The sequence below is a fragment of the Pseudomonas sp. PDNC002 genome, assembly GCF_016919445.1.
In the GTDB taxonomy this organism is placed as follows: Bacteria; Pseudomonadota; Gammaproteobacteria; order Pseudomonadales; family Pseudomonadaceae; genus Pseudomonas.
The window spans coordinates 2,093,849-2,112,275 of the sequence record NZ_CP070356.1; the positions used below are offsets into that span (position 1 = coordinate 2,093,849).

The following is an 18,427-nucleotide window of genomic DNA, read 5'->3' on the forward strand; positions in this document are numbered from 1 at the left end:
CGCGCGCACTCCACTCCCTGATTCGGGGGGTCTCCGCTGCCGAGTGATCCCCTTACGGTGACGACGACCCTCAACGCCGCCCGGCGCTCGTCACTCGCTTCCCCTGTGCCATTCGCGGTGCCTTCAACCTGCTGGAGTCTGCCGATGTCCCCTCGTTCCACCTCTTCGCTTCGCTTGCTTCCGTTGTCCATTGCGCTCGCCCTGTGCGGTGGACTGGCCCACGCCGTAGAACCGGCGTGGCCGGCGCAGAATCCGTACCTCGCCCAGTCCTACAACAACCAGACGCACTGGAACGATGGCGCCACCGACAGCGTCGGATTCCCGGTGGCCCGTGGTGCCTACGACGTCACTCCCGAGTCGGTGCAGTTCCTGCCCGGCGAAGGCGTGGGCCTGCCGATCTTCTCCGACACAGTGGACGGCAAGCCGGTGTATTTCTGGTGGTCGGGCTTTGCGTTGCGCAAGGTCAGCCTGGAGGGCGGCAAGCTCACTGAGCTGGCGCGTGCCGATATTCCGGTCAAGCTGCCCAACTACACGCCCGTTACTGCCCAGCAGCGCGTCGAGCAGTCCAGGGCGGTGCAGAAGTTCCTTGATGCGAAGGACGAGAAGGGCCTGCTCGACTACATGAAGGCGCAGCCGAACCGCATGCTCACCGCTGCCTCGGACCAGGCGCTCAACGGCTCTGTCTATGCGCTGCTGACCCGCGAAGACGCCTTCGTCGGCTGCAATGGCAGGCAGATATTCCGCATCGACCAGGCCGACCCCAAGCGGGCCAACTCGGCGATGAAGCTGGGCAAGGTCAGCGCGATTCCGGTAGGCCTGTTCGACAACGAGAAGGTCAAGCGCGGTACCCGCTTCCCCGGTGACATGCTGTTCGGCATGAGCATGAGCTACAACGGTTTCGTCGTGGTCAACACGCTTGGCGGCAAGATCATCACGCTCAACCGCGACTCGCTGGAGGTGATCGACAGCTACACCGTCGCCGGCAACGACGAACTGTTCCTCAACAGTTTCGCCACTGGCCCGGAAGCGAACGGTGGCGCCATCTATGTCGCCTCGAACACCACCATGTACCGACTGGTGGTGGACAAGGATGGCAAGATCCACGACGACGAAGCCAGCGGCGCCTGGAAGGCCGGGTACGAGCGCGGCATCCGCATGCCGGCGCCGAAGCTGGCCGATGGCACCGGCGCCACGCCGACGCTGATGGGCTTCGGGCCCGATGAAGACAAGCTGGTGGTGATCACCGACGGCGCGAAGAACATGAGCATGGTCGCCTTCTGGCGCGACGAGATTCCCGCCGGCTGGAAGCAGAAGCCGGGCACCGCCAGCCCACGCATCGTTGATCAGCACAAAGTGGAGATCCCCGGTACCGATACGGTGCAGTCGGAACAGTCAGTGGCCGTGTACGGCGATTACGCCTTCGTGGTGAACAACATCCGCAGCGCCGATGAGAAGACCCTGGACCCGAGCCCCTACTACGTCAGCACCCTGCTCGGCGCGACGCGCCCGGGGCCGCTGGGCGCAGCGAGCTTCCGCTGGAACAGCCAGACCCATGAGTGGAAGCAACTGTGGGGCCGCAATGACGTCTCGTCGATCTCGGTCGTACCGATGATTTCCGGCGAGGGCCGCATGGCGCTGATCGACGGTTACTTCAGCAAGTCCTGGAACGATCGCTATCACATCGGCATGGACCTCGACACCGGCAAGACCGTGTTGTCCATCCGCGAAGGCAGCGATCCGATCTACAACGGGATGTACGCGCCGATCAAGGTCGATACGCTGGGCAACATCTTCTACGGCACCGCGTTCGGCCTGCTGCACCTGGATACCAGCAAGATGAAGCGGGGCGACCTGTCCGCTACCCGTTGACCTTCAATTGCGCGGCGTTCCCGACGCCGCGCAATCTTCAGCCCGCTACGTGAGCGGGCTTTTTTATGCCTGCCTGGGCAAGCGGCGGGAAAGCGCTAGAGCTGGATATCGTCGCGGATCAGCACGCAGGTGCAGCCGTCTTCGTCTTCGCGCCAGTCGTGCAGGAAGTACATCTGGATCTTGCCGCCGTCCATCACCGCCAGGTAGTCGCCCACTTCCGGGACGAAGAAACCCGAGCTGCCCGGTTCGGCTTCGCACTCGATACGGACGCTGAAGAACAGCGCCGGGTCGGCGTCGTCGAAGAAGTCCTCGCGCTCGGCGGCATCCCATTCGACGGGCGCCTCGAAGGGACCGAGGAAGAGGACCTTGGCGTCGCCCATGTCCAGTTCTTCGGCGTCCGGGTCGTTGTCGTCCGGGCGGTAGACGGTGGCGTCCAGCGCGCTGCTGTCGGCGAGAATGGCGCGGCGCGCGGCCATGCGCTGCTGCGGGTCGACGCCGGCGTCGGCGCAGAGCTGGTTCCAGAGGGTTTCGGCTTGGGTGGACATGATGGCTCCCGCTCGTGCGGCCGGTTCAAAGATGGGTAGTGTCCGGGAGCGGGCGGCCCAGATCAATGGGACGCTCCGCCGCGCACGGCCACCCTTTGTATAAGCGGCTGTTGCGCGAGCCGGCTGAGGTCTTGCGCAGGATTTCCCTGTAGGAGCGGACCTTGTCCGCGAAAACGCAATCAGGCCGGCCATACGGCCGGATCGCGGACAAGGTCCGCTCCTACGGGGAAGCCAATCGCGTCATTCACTCGCCCTTCAGGCCGTACTTCTTCACCTTGTCGAACAGCGTGGTCTTGGCCATGCCCAGGGCGTGGGCGGCCTGGCTGAGGTTGCCGGCATGGCGCTCCAAGGCGGTGGACAGCAGGCTCTTCTCGAAGGCTTCCACGGCCTCGGCGAAACGCGGCTCGCCGGCGTCCGGGCCAAGGTTGCCGCCGGCCAGCACCGGGAGGCCGAGGGCGAAACGCTCGGCGACGTTGCGCAACTCGCGCACGTTGCCCGGCCAGTCGTGGGCCATCAGGGTGGCGGCGGTGGCATTGTCGATGTCCGGCGCCGGGCGGTCGAAGCGCAGCGAGGACTGCTGCAGGAAGTGCTCGAAGAGCATCAGGATGTCTTCGCGGCGTTCGCGCAGCGGTGGCAGGTTCAGGGTGATGACGTTGAGGCGGTAGTAGAGGTCGCTGCGGAAAGTCCCTTCGCGGCCCATGGCGGCGAGGTCGGACTTGGTCGCGGCGATCACCCGGCAGTCCACGCGGATCAGTTCGTTGGAACCCAGGCGTTCCAGCTGCTGTTCCTGCAGTACGCGCAGCAGTTTGATCTGCAGGTTCAGCGGCATGCTCTCGATCTCGTCGAGGAACAGGCTGCCGCCGTCGGCGTGTTCGATCTTGCCGATCCGACGCTTGCCGGCGCCGGTGAAGGCGTGGGCCTCGTGGCCGAAGATTTCGCTGTCGATCAGGCTTTCCGGCAGGCCGCCGCAGTTGAGCGCGACGAAGGGCTTGGCCTGGCGCCGGCTGTAGTCGTGCAGGCAGCGCGCGACCAGTTCCTTGCCGGTGCCGGTCTCGCCCTCGATGAGTACGTTGGCGGACGTGTCGGCGACATTGGCGATCAGCTCGCGCAGCGCCTGCATGGCCGGCGAGCGACCGATTAACCGGCTTTCCAGGGCCTGCTTGCCGGCGAGCTGGCGGCGCAGTTGGCTGACTTCGCGGGTCAGTGCGCGCTGGGCGAGGGCGCGGCGCGCGGTGTCGACCAGCTTCTCGGGGGAGAAGGGCTTCTCCATGAAGTCATAGGCGCCGTCGCGCATGGCCTTGACCGCCATGGCGATGTCGCCGTGACCGGTGATCAGCACCACCGGCAGGCTGGGGTCGCGCTCCTTGAGCTTTTCCAGCAGTTGCAGGCCGTCCATGCCGGGCATGCGGATGTCGCTGACGACGATGCCGGGGAAGTCCGCACCGACCTTCTTCAGTGCTTCCTCGGCGCTGCCCACGCTGTCGGTCTCGATGTCTTCCAGGGCCAGCGCCTGCTGGCAGCCGAGCCGTACATGCGGGTCGTCCTCGACGATCAGGACGCGCAGGGATGGATCGCTCATGCGGGTGTCTCCAGGGCGGGCAGCAGCGGCAGGTTCAGCTCGAACGCGGTGCCGCCGGTTTCCGGGTAGGCCACGCCCAGGGAACCGCCGGCGGCGGTGGCGAGGCTGGCGGAAAGAGTCAGGCCCAGGCCCAGGCCGAGTTCGCCGGGCTTGGTGGTGAAGAAGGGCTCGAACAGGTGCACGCGGGCGTCCGGCGGGATGCCGGGGCCGTTGTCGCGGACCACCAGACGATAGTGGCCGTCGCCTTCGCTACGGCCTTCCAGCCAGAGCTGGCGGTCGCTCTGGCCGCTCATGGCGTCCAGCGCGTTGGCGATCAGGTTGACCAGTATCTGTTCCAGGCGCGTCTGGTCGATGGCCAGGTGCGCATCGGGGTAGTCGCGGTGCAGGGTCACCGGCACTTCCGAAAGCCGCCCCTGCAACACCATCACGGCGGCATCCACCGCCTTGCTCAAGGTCGCCTGGCCGTGGTCGTCGGCTCGCCGGGCAAAGGCGCGCAGGCTGGCGGTGATGCGGCCCATGCGGTCGACCATCTCGGCGATGGCTTCGAGGTTGCTGCTGGCAACGTCCAGCTTGCCGCGTTCGAGGAAGCGCACGCTGTTGCTCGACAGGGTGCGCAGTGCTGCCAGCGGCTGGTTGAGTTCGTGGGCGATGCTGGTGGACATCTGCCCGATCACCGCCAGCTTGCCGGCCTGCACGAGTCGGTCCTGGGCCTTGCGCAGGGTGTCCTCGGCCTGCCGGCGTTCGCGGATCTGCTCGCGCAGGTGCTGGTTGCTGGCGCGCAGGTCGGCGGTGCGGTCGGCGATGCGGCGTTCCAGGGCGTTGTTGGCCTGCTCCAGCGCCTCACGGGCGGCGAGGCGGGTGGCGATGACCTTGCGCCGCTCGTTCCAGGCGATCAGCAGGAAGGCGAACAGGGCGAAGCCGGCGGCGGCGAGCATGCCGTGGATCATCGCTTCGCGGCGCAGGTCCGCCAGTGGGGTGAGCAGGGTGAAGTGCCAGGGCGTGTCGCTCAGGCCGCGGGTCTGCATCAGGTAGCTCAGCGGCTTGTGGCTGTCCCCATGGCCCTCGCCGGCCGGCGGCGGGAAGCTGATTTCCTCGACGCCGTCGCCGAGGGAGCGACGCGCCAGCGGCTGCCATTCATTGAGCGCCCACCAGTAGTACTGCAGGCTGCGAGCCAGGCGCTCCTTGTCCGCATCGCTGAGCGGGCGCACGGCTTTCAGGCGCAGGGTCGGGTCGCTGGAGAGGATGATGATGCCGTTCTCGTCGCTGACGAAGGCTTGCAGACGCGCTTTCTCCCAGCGTTCTTCAAGGGATTCCATGCGCACTTTCACCACGGCGACGCCGACGATCTTGCCGCCGTGCACCAGGCCGTGGGCGAGGTAGTAGCCGGGCTCGCCGGTGGTGCTGCCGATGCCGTAGAAGCGTCCGGGACGGCCTTGCACGGCTTCCTGGAAATAGGCGCGGAACGAGAGGTCCTCACCCAGGTAGCTGTCGGCGTCCTGCCAGTTGCTGGTGGCCAGCACGCGGCCGGAGGTGTCCAGCAGGTACACGGCGCGGCTGCCGGCGCGGCGGTTGAGGCCTTCCAGGTAATGGTTGACGCGGTCGCGGTGCAGTGGGGTTGGGTCCACCAGCAGGCGGCTGACGCTGCCTTCGAGCTCCAGCAGGCTGGGCAGGTAGGTGTAGCGGCTGATCTCGCTTTCCACGCCACGGGCGTGCAGTTCCAGCTGGCGTTCGCCGGATTCGATCAGGCTGCGGGTGCCGGCGCCTTCGCTGATCAGGTAGCCGCCGTAGCCGAAGCCCAGGGTGAGCAGGAGCAGCAGGAAGGGCAACAGGTAGTTGCGCACGAGGCGTGGCTTCACGGTGAGCGGCGACGGCAATGGGCTGGAAGCGCATTGCAGCACAGTCGCCGAGGCCGAGCCAGCCCAACGCCGGGGGGCGGCGATGGACTGGCTCGGGTACCACACGGTGCGTCTGCCGGGGCTTAGGGTTTGACCACCATCCCGACGCCGCGGCCGCGCGGATCGGAGGCGGTTTCCAGTACCTTGCCGTTCACACGGATGGCCTGGATGTCACCCATGTTCCAGCCCTGGTCTTCCAGGGTGTAGCCCATGGCTTTGAGCTCATCGGCGACCTTGCCGGTGAGCGGTGCGTACGCGTCGTAATAGATGGTGTCTTTCGGCAGCAGTTGGTGATGCACACGCTGCGCGGCCACGGCCTTCTCCAGGGGCAGGTGGAAGTCGTAGACGTTGTTCAGCACCTGGAAGATCGAGGTGAAGATCCGCGAGCCGCCGGGCGTGCCCAGCACCAGGCTGACATGACCGTCGCGGGTGACGATGCTCGGGCTCATGGAGGAGAGCATGCGCTTGCCCGGCTCGATGGCGTTGGCATCGCTGCCCACTACGCCGAAGGCGTTGGCCACGCCCGGCTTGGAGCTGAAGTCATCCATCTCGTCGTTGAGCAGGAAGCCGGCGCCCTTGACCACCACGCCGCTACCGAAGTCCCAGTTGAGGGTGTAGGTGTTGCTGACGGCATTGCCGTCCTTGTCGACGATGGAGAAGTGCGTGGTCTGGTGCGGCTCCAGGCCCGGGCGGACTTTCTCGGTTTCCGAGATGGCGTCCGGGTTCACTTCCTTGGCGCGCTTGGCGATGTATTTCGGGTCGGTCAGCTGGGCTACCGGCACCTTGGAGAACTGCGGGTCGCCCAGGTAGTCGGCACGGTCGGCGAACACGCGCTTCTCGATCTCCGAGAGCAGGTGGATGTACTTGGCGGAGTTCAGCTCCACGCCCTTGAAGTCGGCGGCGCGCTGTTCCTTGATGCCGATCAGCTGGGCCAGGGCGATGCCGCCGGAGCTGGGCAGCGGCGCGGTGTAGAGGGTGTTGCCCTGCCAGTCGATGCGCATCGGCTCGCGCCACTGGGCCTTGTAGTCGACCAGGTCGTCGGCGGTGATCAGCCCGCCGTCCTGTTTCATCTGCGCGACCAGCAGCTTGGCGGTCTCGCCCTTGTAGAAGTCGTCCGGGCCCTTGTCGGCGATGCGCTCCAGGGTCTTGGCCAGCTCGGGCTGCGTGAAGGTCTCGCCCGGCTTCATGGTGCCGAAGTAGTCGCCGAAGTTAGTCTTGCCATTGAACAGCGCGATGGCGTCCTGGCGGTACTGGTACTGCTGGTCGGCGACCTTGAAGCCGCTCTGCGCGTAGCCGATGGCCGGGGTCAGCAGCTCGCTCCACTTCAGCTTGCCGAAGCGCTTGTGCGCTTCCCACAGGCCCATCACGGTACCCGGCACGCCGGCGGCCTTGGCGCCGACCAGGCTGAGGTTCTCGATCACCTCGCCTTTCTCGTTCAGGTACATGGTCTTGGTCGCGGCCTTGGGGGCGATCTCGCGGTAGTCGAGGAAGTACGGCTTGCCGTCGACGTACAGGGTCATGAAACCGCCGCCGCCGATGTTGCCGGCTTCGGGGTAGGTGACCGCGAGGGTGAAGGCGGTGGCGACCGCGGCATCGACGGCGTTGCCGCCCTTCTTGAGGATTTCGGCGGCGACTTTCGCGCCGTACTGATCCGGCGCGGCAACCGCGCCACCGTCGAGGGTGACGGCGAAGACCGACGAACTCGCCGCGAGGATCGCGACGCCCAGGGGCAGCTTGCTGAAGTGGAACACGCGCATGGAACTTCCTTATTTATTCTTGTGCTTGCGGTGAGGTTGAACGCCCCTGCGAACCGGGGCGTTCAGTTGGAGTGGTTAACGTGGATCAGTGCGGCAGGATCTTGGCGAGGAACTGCTGGGTGCGTTCGGCGCGGTTCTGCAGGTCGCCGAAGAATTCCTCTTTCGGGCAGTCTTCGACGATCTGCCCGCGGTCCATGAAGATCACCCGGTCGGCGACCTTGCGCGCGAAGCCCATCTCGTGGGTCACGCACATCATGGTCATGCCTTCGTGGGCGAGCTGGACCATCACGTCGAGCACCTCGTTGACCATCTCCGGGTCGAGTGCCGACGTCGGTTCGTCGAACAGCATGACGATCGGGTCCATGGCCAGCGCGCGGGCGATCGCCACGCGCTGCTGCTGGCCGCCGGAGAGCTGGCCGGGGTGCTTGTGCGCGTGGGCCTTGAGGCCGACGCGGTCGAGCAGCGCCAGGCCCTTGTCCAGCGCCTCTTCCTTGCTCCGCCCCAGCACCTTGCGCTGTGCGATGGTGAGGTTCTCGGTGATGGTCAGGTGCGGGAACAGCTCGAAGTGCTGGAACACCATGCCGACCCGCGAGCGAAGCTTGGGCAGGTCGGTCTTGGGGTTGGCGATGGAGGTGCCGTCGACGGTGATGTCGCCCTTCTGGAAGGGCTCCAGCGCGTTGACGCACTTGATCAGGGTCGACTTGCCCGAGCCGGACGGCCCGCAGACCACCACCACTTCACCCTTGGCGACCTTGGTGTTGCAGTCGGTGAGGACCTGGAAGTCGCCGTACCATTTGCTGACGTTATCGATGGTGATCATACGGTTAACCTTTTCTGCAGGAGCCTGACCGCGAGCGAGGCGGAGAAGCTGATAACGAAGTAGACGAGACCGGCGAAGATCAGGAATTCATGGGGCTGGCCGATGATGTCGCCGCGAGAGCGGGCGGCATTGAGGAAGTCCATCAGGCCGACGCTGTAAACCAGCGAGGTGTCCTGGAACAGGATGATGCTCTGCTGCAGCAGCAGCGGAGTCATCTTGCGGAACGCCTGGGGCAGGATGATCAGGCGCATGCACTGGCCGTAGGTCATGCCCAGCGCGTAGGCGGCGCCCATCTGGCCCTTCGGGATGGCCTGGATGCCGGCGCGGACGATCTCGCAGAAGTAGGCCGCCTCGAACATCATGAAGGCCACCAGGCACGAGGTGAACGCACCCACCGGGGTGTCCTCGCCGGTGATCCAGCGCAGGATGTACGGCACCGCGAAGTAGAACCAGGTGATCACCAGCAGCAGCGGGATCGAGCGGAAGTAGTTGACGTAGAAGCCGGCGAGGTTCGACAGCAGCTTGTTGCTGGACAGGCGCATCAGCGCCAGGATGGTGCCCAGCACGACGCCGCCGACGACACCCAGCACCATCAGTTGCAGGGTGGTGAGCATGCCTTCCCAGAGGCCGGGGAGGGCGGGAACGATCTGGCTGAAGTCCATCATTTACCTCCCACGGAAATCAGGCCCGGCACGGCGACCTTCTTCTCGATCAGGCGCATGGTCAGCATCAGGCTCATGTTCAGCGTGAAGTAGATCAGCGTGGCCAGGGTGAAGGCTTCGAACAGGTTGGCGCTGAACTCGGCGGTCTGTTTGGTCTGCGCCAGCAGCTCCATGAGGCCGATCAGCGAGGCCACGGAGGAGTTCTTGAAGACGTTGAGGAATTCCGAGGTCAGCGGCGGAATGATGATCCGGAAGGCCTGTGGCAGCAGCACGTGGCGGTAGATCGACGGCAGGCGGAAACCCACGGCGCTGGCGGCGGCGAGCTGGCCCTTGGGCAGCGCCTGGATGCCGGTGCGCACCTGCTCGCAGACCCGCGCGGCGGTGAACAGGCCCAGGCACACGACGACGCTGATGAAGGCCGAGGTTTCCGGGGCGATGCCCAGCTTGAACCAGTCCTGGATTGGCTGCGGCAGGTAGTCCGGCACCAGGAAGTACCAGATGAACAGCTGCACCAGCAGCGGCACGTTGCGGAACAGCTCCACGTAGGCGGTGGCGATGCCCGACAGCCAGCGATTGGGCAGGGTGCGCATCACGCCCAGCAGCGAGCCGAGCGCCAGGGCGATGACCCAGGCCGCGAGCGACACGGCGATGGTCCAGCCCAGGCCGGTGATGTACCAGTCCAGGTAGCGTTCGTCGCCGATCCCGGTGGACTTGAAGAACACGCCCCAGTCCCAGTTGTAATCCATGACGGGTTTCCCCTCGATTGCTTTGCACGGTGGCTTTGTACGGTACGGGGCCGGATGCGGGCGCAAGGCCGCCCGCCACCCGCGGGTAGCGGGTGTTCCGGCATCGTCAGAGTGGAAGTCGGGCCGGGAGCGCATGGCTTGCGCTCCCGATCCCCCGCGTGGCTGCGCCTTGTGGGCGCAGCCGCGCGCGACCGTTACATCTGCTCGGCAGACTTGTCGGTCGGATTGGCGATCAGCTTCTTGAGCTCATCACTCATCGGGAAGTTGAGGTTCAGGTTCTTCGGCGGGATGGGCTGCATGAACCACTTGTCGTAGATCTTGTTGACCTCACCCGAGGCGAAGGTGTCGGAGATGGCCTTGTCGACCACCTTCTTGAACGGTGCGTCGCCCTTGCGAACCATGCACGCGTAGATCTCGAAGGACTGCGGCTTGCCGACCACGTGCCAGTCGTCCGGCTTCTTGGCCTTGGCCATTTCACCGTAGAGCAGCGCGTCGTCCATCATGAAGGCCACGGCGCGGCCGGACTCCAGCATCAGGAAGGACTCGCCATGGTCCTTGGCCGAGATGATGTTCATGCCCATCTTCTGGTCGGCGTTCATCTGCTTGAGCAGGCGCTCGGAAGTGGTGCCGGCGGTGGTCACCACGTTCTTGCCCTTCAGGTCCGGGAAGTCGTTGATGCCGGAGCTGGTCTTGGTCAGCAGGCGGGTGCCGACCTCGAAGATGCCGACGGAGAAGTCGACCTGCTTCTGGCGCTCGAGGTTGTTGGTGGTGGAGCCGCACTCGATGTCCACGGTGCCGTTCTGCACCAGCGGGATGCGAGTCTGGGAGGTGACCAGGTTGTAGCGGACCTTCAGCTCAGGAAGATTCAGCTCTTTCTTCAGGGCTTCGACGACCTTGATCTGCAGGTCGTGGGAGTAACCTTCCGGCTGGCGCGGGTCGCTGCCGAGGTAGGAGAAGGGGATGGAGGCGTCACGGTGGCCGAGAACCACGGTGCCGGAGTCCTTGATCTTCTTCAGGGTACCGGTCAGTTCTTCGGCGACGACGGGGGTGGCGAGCAGGGCCGCGACAATGGCGACGCCCAGCGCACGGGGTGCGAAACGCATGGAGACTACCTCGACTGGTTGTGTTTGTTATTCAGTCCTGCGCCGACGAGGCTCACTCCAGGCCGGTCGCATGTTCGAGGTGGAGCAGAGCAGGCTCCGTGCCAAGGCTGGGGTAAATTGCTAAGTAATTGAATTTAAATGATTAAATTCAGATTCTTTGAGCGGGCGACATCGAGCTTCGTTCGGCTGTCCGGATTTTTACGAGAACTTCGTTCGGAAATCCGAACGAAAGTGGCGCTTCAAACGTCCGGCTGTCCGGCCCACTGGCCGCGCTGGAAGGGCACAGGGCGATCGGCAAGGTGGATGGCGATACGTTCCAGCAAGTGGTGCGTCGGCGCGCGTACGCCGGTGGCTGCCTGGCCCAGGCCCAGGGCGAGCACCACCAGCAGCAGGGCGGGCTGGAAACTCGGCAGGCTGGCGCGCGTGGCCGCGAGGAAGGTGGCGCTGGTGGCGAGCCCGAGTGTGAGCCCGGCATACACCTCTGCCGGCGAATGCACGCCGATGGCCAGCCGCGAAAGCCCGACCAGCACGGCCAGCAGCGCAGCGAGCCCGGCTGCCACCAGCCCGAGGCGGCGTGAGGGGAACAGCTGTGCGGCCAGGGTTGGCAGCACGGCGCCGGCCATCATGCTGTGGCCGGAGATGCCAGTGAAGTCGAGGTTCGGAATTCCGATTCCCCAGCCCATGAAGGCCAGTTTCGAACTCACCACCAGTGCGGTCGAGAATCCGAACGTCAGTACCCATAGCCCGGCTTTCGTGGTCTCGCGGCGATACAGCAGCCAGACAAGGATGAACACGGCAGCCGGCGCCAGCAGGGAGCTGTCGCCAAGGCGGGTGATGATGGGCCAGAAATCCATGGGGTTCGGCAGGGAGCGAGGAGGAGGGGAAACATAGCACGGCGCCTCTGGGCGCCGTGCGTGGCCAGGCTCAATCGACTTCGCTGGCCTGACCGGCGGCATGCTCCTCGCGGCGCAACAGCTCGCGCTTTCTCGGCAGGCCCCAGCGATAGCCGCCTTCGCCGGACCCGCCGACTACGCGGTGGCAGGGCACCAGCAGGCCGATGTTGTTGCTGGCGCAAGCGCGGGCGATGGCGCGTGGATGGGTACCCAGTTGCTCGGCCAGTTCGCCGTAGCGCCGCGTCTCGCCGCTGGGAATGCGCGTGAGTGCGCGCCAGACGCGTAACTGGAAGGCACTTCCGTGCAGGTCCAGCGGCAGGTGTGCGGCCTGTTCGGGCTCCTCCAGCTGCGTGATCACCTCGCGCAACCAGTCGCCCAGGCCGGCATCGTCCCGACTGCGCTCCGCGGCGGTGAAGCGTTCGGCCAGCTGGCGCTCCAGTTCGCCGGCATCGTCGGCGAACAGCAGGGCACAGACACCTTTGTCCGTGGCGGCCAGCAACACCTGGCCAAGCGGGCAGGGCGCGATGGCGTAGCGCAGGCGTTCGCCGGCGCCTTTCTGGCGGCGCTGTGCCGGGCTCAGCGGCGCGGCGCTTTCATAGAGCGCGCGGGTGCCGGAATAACCGGCCTCCAGCGCGGCGTCCAGCACCGAGCGGGATTGCGGCAGGGCGGCGGCCAGGCGTTGCTCGCGGCGGGATTCCGCCCAGGCGCGCGGTGTAAGGCCGGTGCGCGCCTTGAAGGCGCGGGCCAGGTGCGAGGCGGACAGGCCGATACGGCCGGCCAGCTCGTCCAGCGTCAGCGGCTTCTCGGCTTTATCGAGCAGCGCGCAGGCGGCAGCGACCAGCGCGTCGAGCTGCTCGCGTGGGCTCTGGCCGCGCGGCGAACAGCGTTTGCAGGGGCGGAAGCCCGCGGCTTCGGCGGCTTCCGGGGCGGCGTAGAAGGCCACGTTGTCCCGCGAGGGCCGGCGCGCCGGGCAGTTCGGCCGGCAATAGATGCCGGTGGAGCGCACGCTGAAGACGAAACGGTCCTCGTACTGCGCGTCGCGCTCGCAGACCGCCTGCCAGCAGCGCTCCGGGTCGAGTCGGGTATTCGTCATGGCAGCTCTCCAGGGAAATGGGCCGTTGGGGAGATTCTCCGTCCCGCCACCCGACGCAGCAATCCGCATCGCGTTTTCAAACTCGCATGCGGCGGCAGCGGCTACGCTTGCAAGGTATTCCCAGAGAGACCTTGATGCCCGTGCGCCGATTCTGCCTGTGCTGTCTTCTGCTGTTCGTCGCGCTGTGCGCCCAGGCCCGGGCGGCGAGCCTGGCGTTGTCCGACGAGGAGCGCGCCATCGTCGACGCGCACCAGCCGTTGCGCGTCGGGCTGTTCCGCGCCGGCTGGCCGCCGTTCGAGGTGATCGACGAGTTCGATCAGTTCCACGGCATCAGCGCCGACTACCTGCAGCTGGTTTCCGAGCGCCTGGGGCTGCAGGTCCAGCCTGTGCTGTTCAACACCTGGGAAGAGGTGCTGGCGGCGGTAAAGGCCGGCGAGGTCGACCTGCTGCCATCGATGGCCTCCACGCCCGAGCGGGAGGCATTCCTCAGTTTCAGCAAGCCTTACTTGTCCACCAGCAGCCTGATCTTCGCTCGCCGCGACAGCACGATCCGCGTGCTCGACGATTTGTCCGGGCGCCGCGTCGCGGTGGAGCAGGACTACGCCGTCCATGAGCTGCTCACCAAGGCTGTGCCCGGCGTGGACTTCGTCATCACCGAGGACTCCTCCAGCGCGCTCAAGGCCGTCTCCATCGGTCGCGCGGACGCCTACGTCGGCAACCTGATCACCTCCAGCTACCTCATCGAGCAACTCGGCCTGTCGAACCTGGAAGTGCGCGGCGACAGCGGCCTGGGCAACAGCCAGGTGCGCTTCGGCGTACGCAAGGACCTGCTGCCGCTGGTGCCGCTGCTGGACCGTGCGCTGGGCAACATCACCCGCAGCGAAGAAGAGACCATCCAGGCGCGCTGGCTGCCTGCGCTGGACGTGTTCGACTGGATGAACCTGCTGCAGATCGCCTGGCCCTGGGTGGTGGGTTTCCTTGCCTTGCTGACCTTCGTGCTGGTCTGGAACCGTCGCCTGTCCATCCAGGTAGCCGAGCGCGCCCGCGCCGAAGCGGAGGAGCGGCGCCAGCGCAGCACCCTGCTGGCGTTGATCAACTCGATCCCCGATCCGATCTGGTTCAAGGACCCGCAAGGACACTACCTCGGCGTCAACCAGGCATTCGCCGATTGCCTGGGGCGCAAGCCGGAGGAGATCGTCGGGCGCAGCGACCAGCAGATGTTCAGCAGCGAAGCCGGCGCCGGCCGCCAGGACCGTGACCGCCAGGCGCTGACCGGCGATGTGCCGTACGCCAGCGAGGGCTGGGTGGTCTACCCGGATGGCCGGCGGGTGCTGTTCGACACCCTGCGCAGTGCCTTCCACGACGACCGTGGCCGGCTGCTCGGCCTGGTGGGCGTGAGCCGCGATGTCACTGCGCGCAAGGCCACCGAACTGGCGCTGGCCCAGGCCCGCGACCTGGCGGAGGAGGCGACCCGGCTCAAGAGCGACTTCCTCGCCAACATGAGCCACGAGATCCGTACTCCGCTCAACATCATCATCGGCCTGGCCCACCTGCTGCAGGAAACCACCCTCGACCAGCAGCAGGTGGATTACCTCGGCAAGATCCAGGGTTCGGGCCAGTACCTGCTGGAGCTGATCAGCGACATCCTCGACCTGTCGCGGGTCGAAGCCGGGAAGCTGGAGTTCGAGCACATCGACTTCGACCTCGAACGTCTGCTCGGCGAACTGTTCGACCTGTTCAACATCCGTGCGGCGAGCAAGGGCCTGGCGGTGCGCTGCGAAATCGATTCGCGGGTGCCCGCCCAGGTCGTGGGGGACTCGCTGCGCCTGCGGCAGATCCTGATGAACTTCGGCAATAACGCGCTGAAGTTCACCGAGCGCGGAGAAGTGGTGCTGATCGTCCGCCTGGAGGATGAGGACGAAGACAGCCTGCAGCTGTATTTCGGCTTCCGCGATACCGGCATCGGCATCTCCGAGCTGCAGCAGGAGCGCCTGTTCGAATCGTTCCGCCAGGCGGACAGCTCGATTACCCGCCGCTACGGTGGTTCGGGCCTGGGCCTGGCGATCTGCAAACGACTGGCCGAGGCGATGGGCGGCAGCGTCGGCGTGGAAAGCGAACCGAACCAGGGCAGCCTGTTCTGGGCACGGTTGCCGTTTGGCCGGGTGGACGATTCGACGGGGCTGAGCCTGCAGAGCATCAGCCACCTGCCGCTGCCGGTTCCTGTGCTGCCGACGGCCGTGGCGGCCGCCCCGGCGCTGCTGGAGAGCGGCACCGACGCCGAGGTCGAGCAGGTTTGCCGGCGCCTCGCACATCTGCTGGCGGCGGACGATCCGCGCGCCGGGCGATTGCTCGGCGAACGTGCAAGCCTGCTGCGCAGCGTCTTCAATGAGGGGTACGAGGGGATCGCCACGAGCGTACGGCGTTTCGAGTTCGAACGAGCCCTGGAAAGTCTGGTGAATCTCGCGAGGGAACGCGACATTCGCATTTGAGGCGGCGTGCTGGCCGCGTCTGGCACGGGCCGGCGCGGTCAATCGCCGCAGAGGAACACCCAGGCATGGCCGTGGTCCGATCACGCATGCCATGTGACGAGTCTGACCGAGGTGAGGGGGAGCGATGGATAGCATGCTGGACCGGCCGGAGCAGGAACTGATCCTGGTAGTGGATGACCAGCCGGATAACCTGATGTTGATGAGCGAGCTGCTGATGGATCGCTACCAGGTCCGCGTCGCCTCCAGCGGGGCCAAGGCGCTGCGCCTGGTGCAGAGCGATCCGCGCCCGGACCTGGTGCTGCTCGACATCATGATGCCGGAGATGGACGGCTACGAAGTGTGCCGCCAGCTCAAGGCCGATCCGCTGACCCGCGACATTCCCGTGATCTTCCTCACCGGAATGGTCAGTTCCAGCGACGAGCAGAAGGGCCTGGACCTGGGCGCCGTCGACTACCTGACCAAGCCGATCAGCCCGCCGGTAACGCTGGCGCGCATCCGCGCCCACCTGAACCTCAAGGCCAATTCCGACTTCCTGCGCGACAAGAGCGAATACCTGGAGCTGGAAGTGCGTCGCCGCGCCCGCGAGCTGCAGGCCATCCAGGACGCCACCCTGGAAGCCATGGCGACCCTCTGCGACCTGCGCGACAACCCGCACAGCAACCACCTGGTGCGCATCGAGCACTACATGCGCCTGCTCGGCAGCACCTTGGCGCTGCACAGCGAGTTCGCCGCCGAGCTGTCGGTGGAGAACATCGAACTGCTGGTGCGTTCGGCGCAACTGCACGACATTGGCAAGGTCGCGGTGCCCGACCGCATCCTGCACAGCCCCGGCCAACTGGAAGAAGCCGACCGCCTGTTGCTGGAGAGCCATACCACGGTTGGCCGGGACGCCCTGGCGGCGGCGGAGCGCAAGCTGGGATATCCAGCGGAGTTTCTGCGTTACGCCAAGGAAATCGCCTACAGTCACCACGAGCACTGGGACGGCAGCGGTTTTCCCGAGGGACTGTCCGGTGAGCGCATTCCGCTGGGCGCGCGCATGCTGTCGCTGATCGACTGTTACGACGAATTCACCTGCCGCCACGCCTATCGCTCCTCGCTGAGCCCGGAGGAAGCGGCGTTGCGCATCAAGGCGGGTGCCGGCAGCCAGTTCGATCCGCGCGTGGTCGAGGCCTTCAGCGAGGTCGCCGAAGGTTTCGCCAGCATCGCCCAGCGCTATGCCGACAGTGACGAAGCGCTCGGTCTTGAGCTGCAGCGGCTGGAAGATGCCGTCACGGAAAGTATCGAGCTGACACCGCCGGAGCCTTGATCGCTCTGGGCGGTTGTCGGCGATTGCCGTATAAGGAGCGCAGCGCCCCAGAGAGGTACGCCAGGAAGCCCGATGAAGACCCCGAAACGCCTAGAGCCGTTGATCGAAGACGGCCTGATCGACGAAGTATTGCGCCCGCTGATGAGCGGCAAGGAAGCAGCGGTCTATGTAGTGCGCTGCGGCGCCGAGCTGCGCTGCGCCAAGGTCTACAAGGAAGCGAACAAGCGCAGCTTCCGCCAGGCCGCCGAATACCAGGAAGGCCGCAAGGTGCGTAACAGCCGCCAGGCGCGCGCCATGGCCAAGGGCACCAAGTACGGCCGCAAGGAGCAGGAGGACGCCTGGCAGAACGCCGAGGTGGCCGCGCTGTTCCGTCTGGCCAACGCCGGAGTCCGGGTGCCCAAGCCGTACGACTTCCTCGACGGTGTGCTGCTCATGGAAATGGTCGCCGACGAAGAGGGCGATGCCGCGCCGCGCCTGAACGACGTGGTGATGGAGCCTGAGCTGGCCCGTGATTTCCACGAATTCCTCATCCGCCAGATCGTCATGATGCTCTGCGCCGGCCTCGTGCACGGCGACCTGTCGGAGTTCAACGTGCTGGTCGGCCCGGATGGCCCGGTGATCATCGATCTGCCGCAAGCCGTGGACGCCGCTGGCAATAACCACGCCTTCCGCATGCTGGAGCGCGACGTCGGCAACATGGCCGCCTACTTCGGCCGTTTTGCGCCGGAGCTTCGGTACACGCATTACGCCAAGGAAATGTGGGCCCTGTACGAAGACGGCAAGCTGCAGCCCGATACGCCGCTGACCGGGCATTTCGATGATCCGGAAGACGAGGCGGACGTGGACTCCGTGCTGCGAGAGATCGCCGAGGCCATGCGCGAGCAGGAGCGTCGCGAGGCTGGCCGCGCCGCCCAGGACGCCCCGCAACAGCGCGACGAACCGCCACCACCGCCGTGGGAGCAGGGCTGAGTGAATTGCCCGGCGAGTCGGAGCTTCTTGCACTGATCGCCGGGCAACCCGAACGCATGCACCTGCTGCGCATGGTGCGTGATCACGGCCCGGAAGGCGCCTGGATCGCCGCCGGTTTCGTGCGCAACGCGGTGTGGGACGCCATGCATGGCTACCGCGAACCCACGCCGCTCAGCGATCTCGATGTGCTGTATTTCTCTGCCGACTGCCTGGAGCCCGAGGCAGATTACGCCTGGGAGCGCCGGCTGCTGGGCGTCTGCGCGGATGTACCCTGGTCTGTGCGTAACCAGGCGCGGATGCATCTGCGCAACGGCGATTCGCCCTATCGGGATTGCGGCGACGCAATGTGCCATTGGCCTGAGGTCTGCACAGTGGTCGCTGTGCGGCTGCGTGGAGAATCCCTGGAGCTGCTGGCGCCTGTAGGTGTCGAGGACCTCTGGGCGCTACGTGTTCGGCCTACCGAGCACTTCCGCCGCAAGCCGGACATCTACCGTGCCCGCCTCGCCGCCAAGAACTGGCCGGCGCGCTGGCCGAAGCTGCGCATCGAAGCCCTGTAGGAGCGGACCTTGTCCGCGATGCGTCAGCCACGATAGCAGGCGTTCGCCGGTTGGGAGAGGCGCTACGTGCTGGATTTCGCGGACAAGGTCCGCTCCTACAAGTCCTTCATACCGGCTACTGAGGGCTTCTCGGAATCTGTAAGG

The 18,427-nt window shown here is 65.9% G+C and carries 15 protein-coding genes; 5 read left to right on the forward strand and 10 right to left on the reverse strand.

Going from position 1 to position 18,427, the window contains the following annotated elements:
• The first annotated feature begins 144 nt into the window (after positions 1–144).
• A complete protein-coding gene (locus JVX91_RS09765; RefSeq protein ID WP_205339043.1) occupies positions 145–1,869 on the forward strand; it encodes a hypothetical protein in 1,725 nt (574 codons plus the stop codon).
• A 95-nt stretch (positions 1,870–1,964) separates the two neighbouring features.
• Here the strand turns inward: JVX91_RS09765 and JVX91_RS09770 are convergent, their stop codons facing one another.
• From JVX91_RS09770 to ada, 10 genes are all read right to left on the reverse strand, one after another.
• Positions 1,965–2,414, reverse strand: coding sequence for a hypothetical protein (locus JVX91_RS09770; protein WP_205339044.1), 450 nt, complete (start codon positions 2,412–2,414; stop codon positions 1,965–1,967).
• A 244-nt stretch (positions 2,415–2,658) separates the two neighbouring features.
• Positions 2,659–3,993, reverse strand: coding sequence for a sigma-54 dependent transcriptional regulator (locus JVX91_RS09775; protein ID WP_205339045.1), 1,335 nt, complete (start codon positions 3,991–3,993; stop codon positions 2,659–2,661).
• Positions 3,990–5,891, reverse strand: a complete 1,902-nt coding sequence (locus tag JVX91_RS09780; RefSeq protein WP_205339971.1) for an ATP-binding protein — start codon at positions 5,889–5,891, stop codon at positions 3,990–3,992. Before JVX91_RS09780 ends, JVX91_RS09775 begins: the two co-directional genes overlap by 4 nt.
• Positions 5,892–5,971: 80 nt before the next feature.
• Positions 5,972–7,645, reverse strand: coding sequence for a gamma-glutamyltransferase (gene ggt, locus JVX91_RS09785; protein ID WP_205339046.1), 1,674 nt, complete (start codon positions 7,643–7,645; stop codon positions 5,972–5,974).
• Between the two features lie 85 nt (positions 7,646–7,730).
• Positions 7,731–8,465 carry an amino acid ABC transporter ATP-binding protein gene (locus JVX91_RS09790; RefSeq protein WP_205339047.1) on the reverse strand — a complete coding sequence of 245 codons (735 nt, stop codon included), beginning with the start codon at positions 8,463–8,465 and terminating at the stop codon, positions 7,731–7,733.
• Positions 8,462–9,130 carry an ABC transporter permease subunit gene (locus JVX91_RS09795; protein WP_205339048.1) on the reverse strand — a complete coding sequence of 223 codons (669 nt, stop codon included), beginning with the start codon at positions 9,128–9,130 and terminating at the stop codon, positions 8,462–8,464. Before JVX91_RS09795 ends, JVX91_RS09790 begins: the two co-directional genes overlap by 4 nt.
• Entirely contained in the window at positions 9,127–9,873 is a 747-nt protein-coding gene (locus tag JVX91_RS09800; RefSeq protein ID WP_205339049.1) for an amino acid ABC transporter permease, read from the reverse strand. Before JVX91_RS09800 ends, JVX91_RS09795 begins: the two co-directional genes overlap by 4 nt.
• Positions 9,874–10,067: 194 nt before the next feature.
• The gene (locus tag JVX91_RS09805) at positions 10,068–10,976 is read right to left on the reverse strand and encodes a glutamate/aspartate ABC transporter substrate-binding protein (RefSeq protein ID WP_205339050.1); all 909 of its coding nucleotides are present in this window, start codon (positions 10,974–10,976) and stop codon (positions 10,068–10,070) included.
• Positions 10,977–11,215: 239 nt separating this feature from the next.
• Complete coding sequence (locus JVX91_RS09810) at positions 11,216–11,830, reverse strand: phosphatase PAP2 family protein (protein WP_205339051.1); 615 nt, start codon at positions 11,828–11,830, stop codon at positions 11,216–11,218.
• A 70-nt stretch (positions 11,831–11,900) separates the two neighbouring features.
• Positions 11,901–12,962, reverse strand: a complete 1,062-nt coding sequence (gene ada, locus JVX91_RS09815; protein ID WP_205339052.1) for a bifunctional DNA-binding transcriptional regulator/O6-methylguanine-DNA methyltransferase Ada — start codon at positions 12,960–12,962, stop codon at positions 11,901–11,903.
• A gap of 134 nt (positions 12,963–13,096) precedes the next feature.
• Between ada and JVX91_RS09820 the strand changes: the two genes are divergently transcribed.
• The 4 genes from JVX91_RS09820 (at position 13,097) to JVX91_RS09835 (ending at position 18,283) form a co-directional block, all read left to right on the forward strand.
• Positions 13,097–15,451: a transporter substrate-binding domain-containing protein gene (locus tag JVX91_RS09820; protein WP_205339053.1), complete on the forward strand. Its 2,355-nt coding sequence runs from the start codon at positions 13,097–13,099 to the stop codon at positions 15,449–15,451.
• Positions 15,452–15,575: 124 nt separating this feature from the next.
• Positions 15,576–16,757: a two-component system response regulator gene (locus tag JVX91_RS09825; protein ID WP_205339054.1), complete on the forward strand. Its 1,182-nt coding sequence runs from the start codon at positions 15,576–15,578 to the stop codon at positions 16,755–16,757.
• 72 nt (positions 16,758–16,829) lie between these two features.
• Entirely contained in the window at positions 16,830–17,726 is an 897-nt protein-coding gene (locus JVX91_RS09830) for a PA4780 family RIO1-like protein kinase (protein WP_205339055.1), read from the forward strand.
• 56 nt (positions 17,727–17,782) lie between these two features.
• The gene (locus JVX91_RS09835; RefSeq protein ID WP_205339972.1) at positions 17,783–18,283 is read left to right on the forward strand and encodes a nucleotidyltransferase family protein; all 501 of its coding nucleotides are present in this window, start codon (positions 17,783–17,785) and stop codon (positions 18,281–18,283) included.
• The last annotated feature ends 144 nt before the right edge of the window (positions 18,284–18,427 follow it).

What these genes read in the sequence shown, in the direction of transcription:
- JVX91_RS09765 (WP_205339043.1), top strand. Translation starts at nt 145, where the DNA reads ATGTCCCCTCGTTCCACCTCTTCGCTTCGCTTGCTTCCGTTGTCCATT.
- JVX91_RS09835 (WP_205339972.1), top strand. Translation starts at nt 17,783, where the DNA reads ATGCACCTGCTGCGCATGGTGCGTGATCACGGCCCGGAAGGCGCCTGG.
- JVX91_RS09825 (WP_205339054.1), top strand. Translation starts at nt 15,576, where the DNA reads ATGGATAGCATGCTGGACCGGCCGGAGCAGGAACTGATCCTGGTAGTG.
- JVX91_RS09820 (WP_205339053.1), top strand. Translation starts at nt 13,097, where the DNA reads ATGCCCGTGCGCCGATTCTGCCTGTGCTGTCTTCTGCTGTTCGTCGCG.
- JVX91_RS09775 (WP_205339045.1), bottom strand. Translation starts at nt 3,993, where the DNA reads ATGAGCGATCCATCCCTGCGCGTCCTGATCGTCGAGGACGACCCGCAT.
- JVX91_RS09795 (WP_205339048.1), bottom strand. Translation starts at nt 9,130, where the DNA reads ATGATGGACTTCAGCCAGATCGTTCCCGCCCTCCCCGGCCTCTGGGAA.
- JVX91_RS09805 (WP_205339050.1), bottom strand. Translation starts at nt 10,976, where the DNA reads ATGCGTTTCGCACCCCGTGCGCTGGGCGTCGCCATTGTCGCGGCCCTG.
- ada (WP_205339052.1), bottom strand. Translation starts at nt 12,962, where the DNA reads ATGACGAATACCCGACTCGACCCGGAGCGCTGCTGGCAGGCGGTCTGC.
- JVX91_RS09770 (WP_205339044.1), bottom strand. Translation starts at nt 2,414, where the DNA reads ATGTCCACCCAAGCCGAAACCCTCTGGAACCAGCTCTGCGCCGACGCC.
- JVX91_RS09810 (WP_205339051.1), bottom strand. Translation starts at nt 11,830, where the DNA reads ATGGATTTCTGGCCCATCATCACCCGCCTTGGCGACAGCTCCCTGCTG.
- JVX91_RS09800 (WP_205339049.1), bottom strand. Translation starts at nt 9,873, where the DNA reads ATGGATTACAACTGGGACTGGGGCGTGTTCTTCAAGTCCACCGGGATC.
- JVX91_RS09790 (WP_205339047.1), bottom strand. Translation starts at nt 8,465, where the DNA reads ATGATCACCATCGATAACGTCAGCAAATGGTACGGCGACTTCCAGGTC.
- ggt (WP_205339046.1), bottom strand. Translation starts at nt 7,645, where the DNA reads ATGCGCGTGTTCCACTTCAGCAAGCTGCCCCTGGGCGTCGCGATCCTC.
- JVX91_RS09830 (WP_205339055.1), top strand. Translation starts at nt 16,830, where the DNA reads ATGAAGACCCCGAAACGCCTAGAGCCGTTGATCGAAGACGGCCTGATC.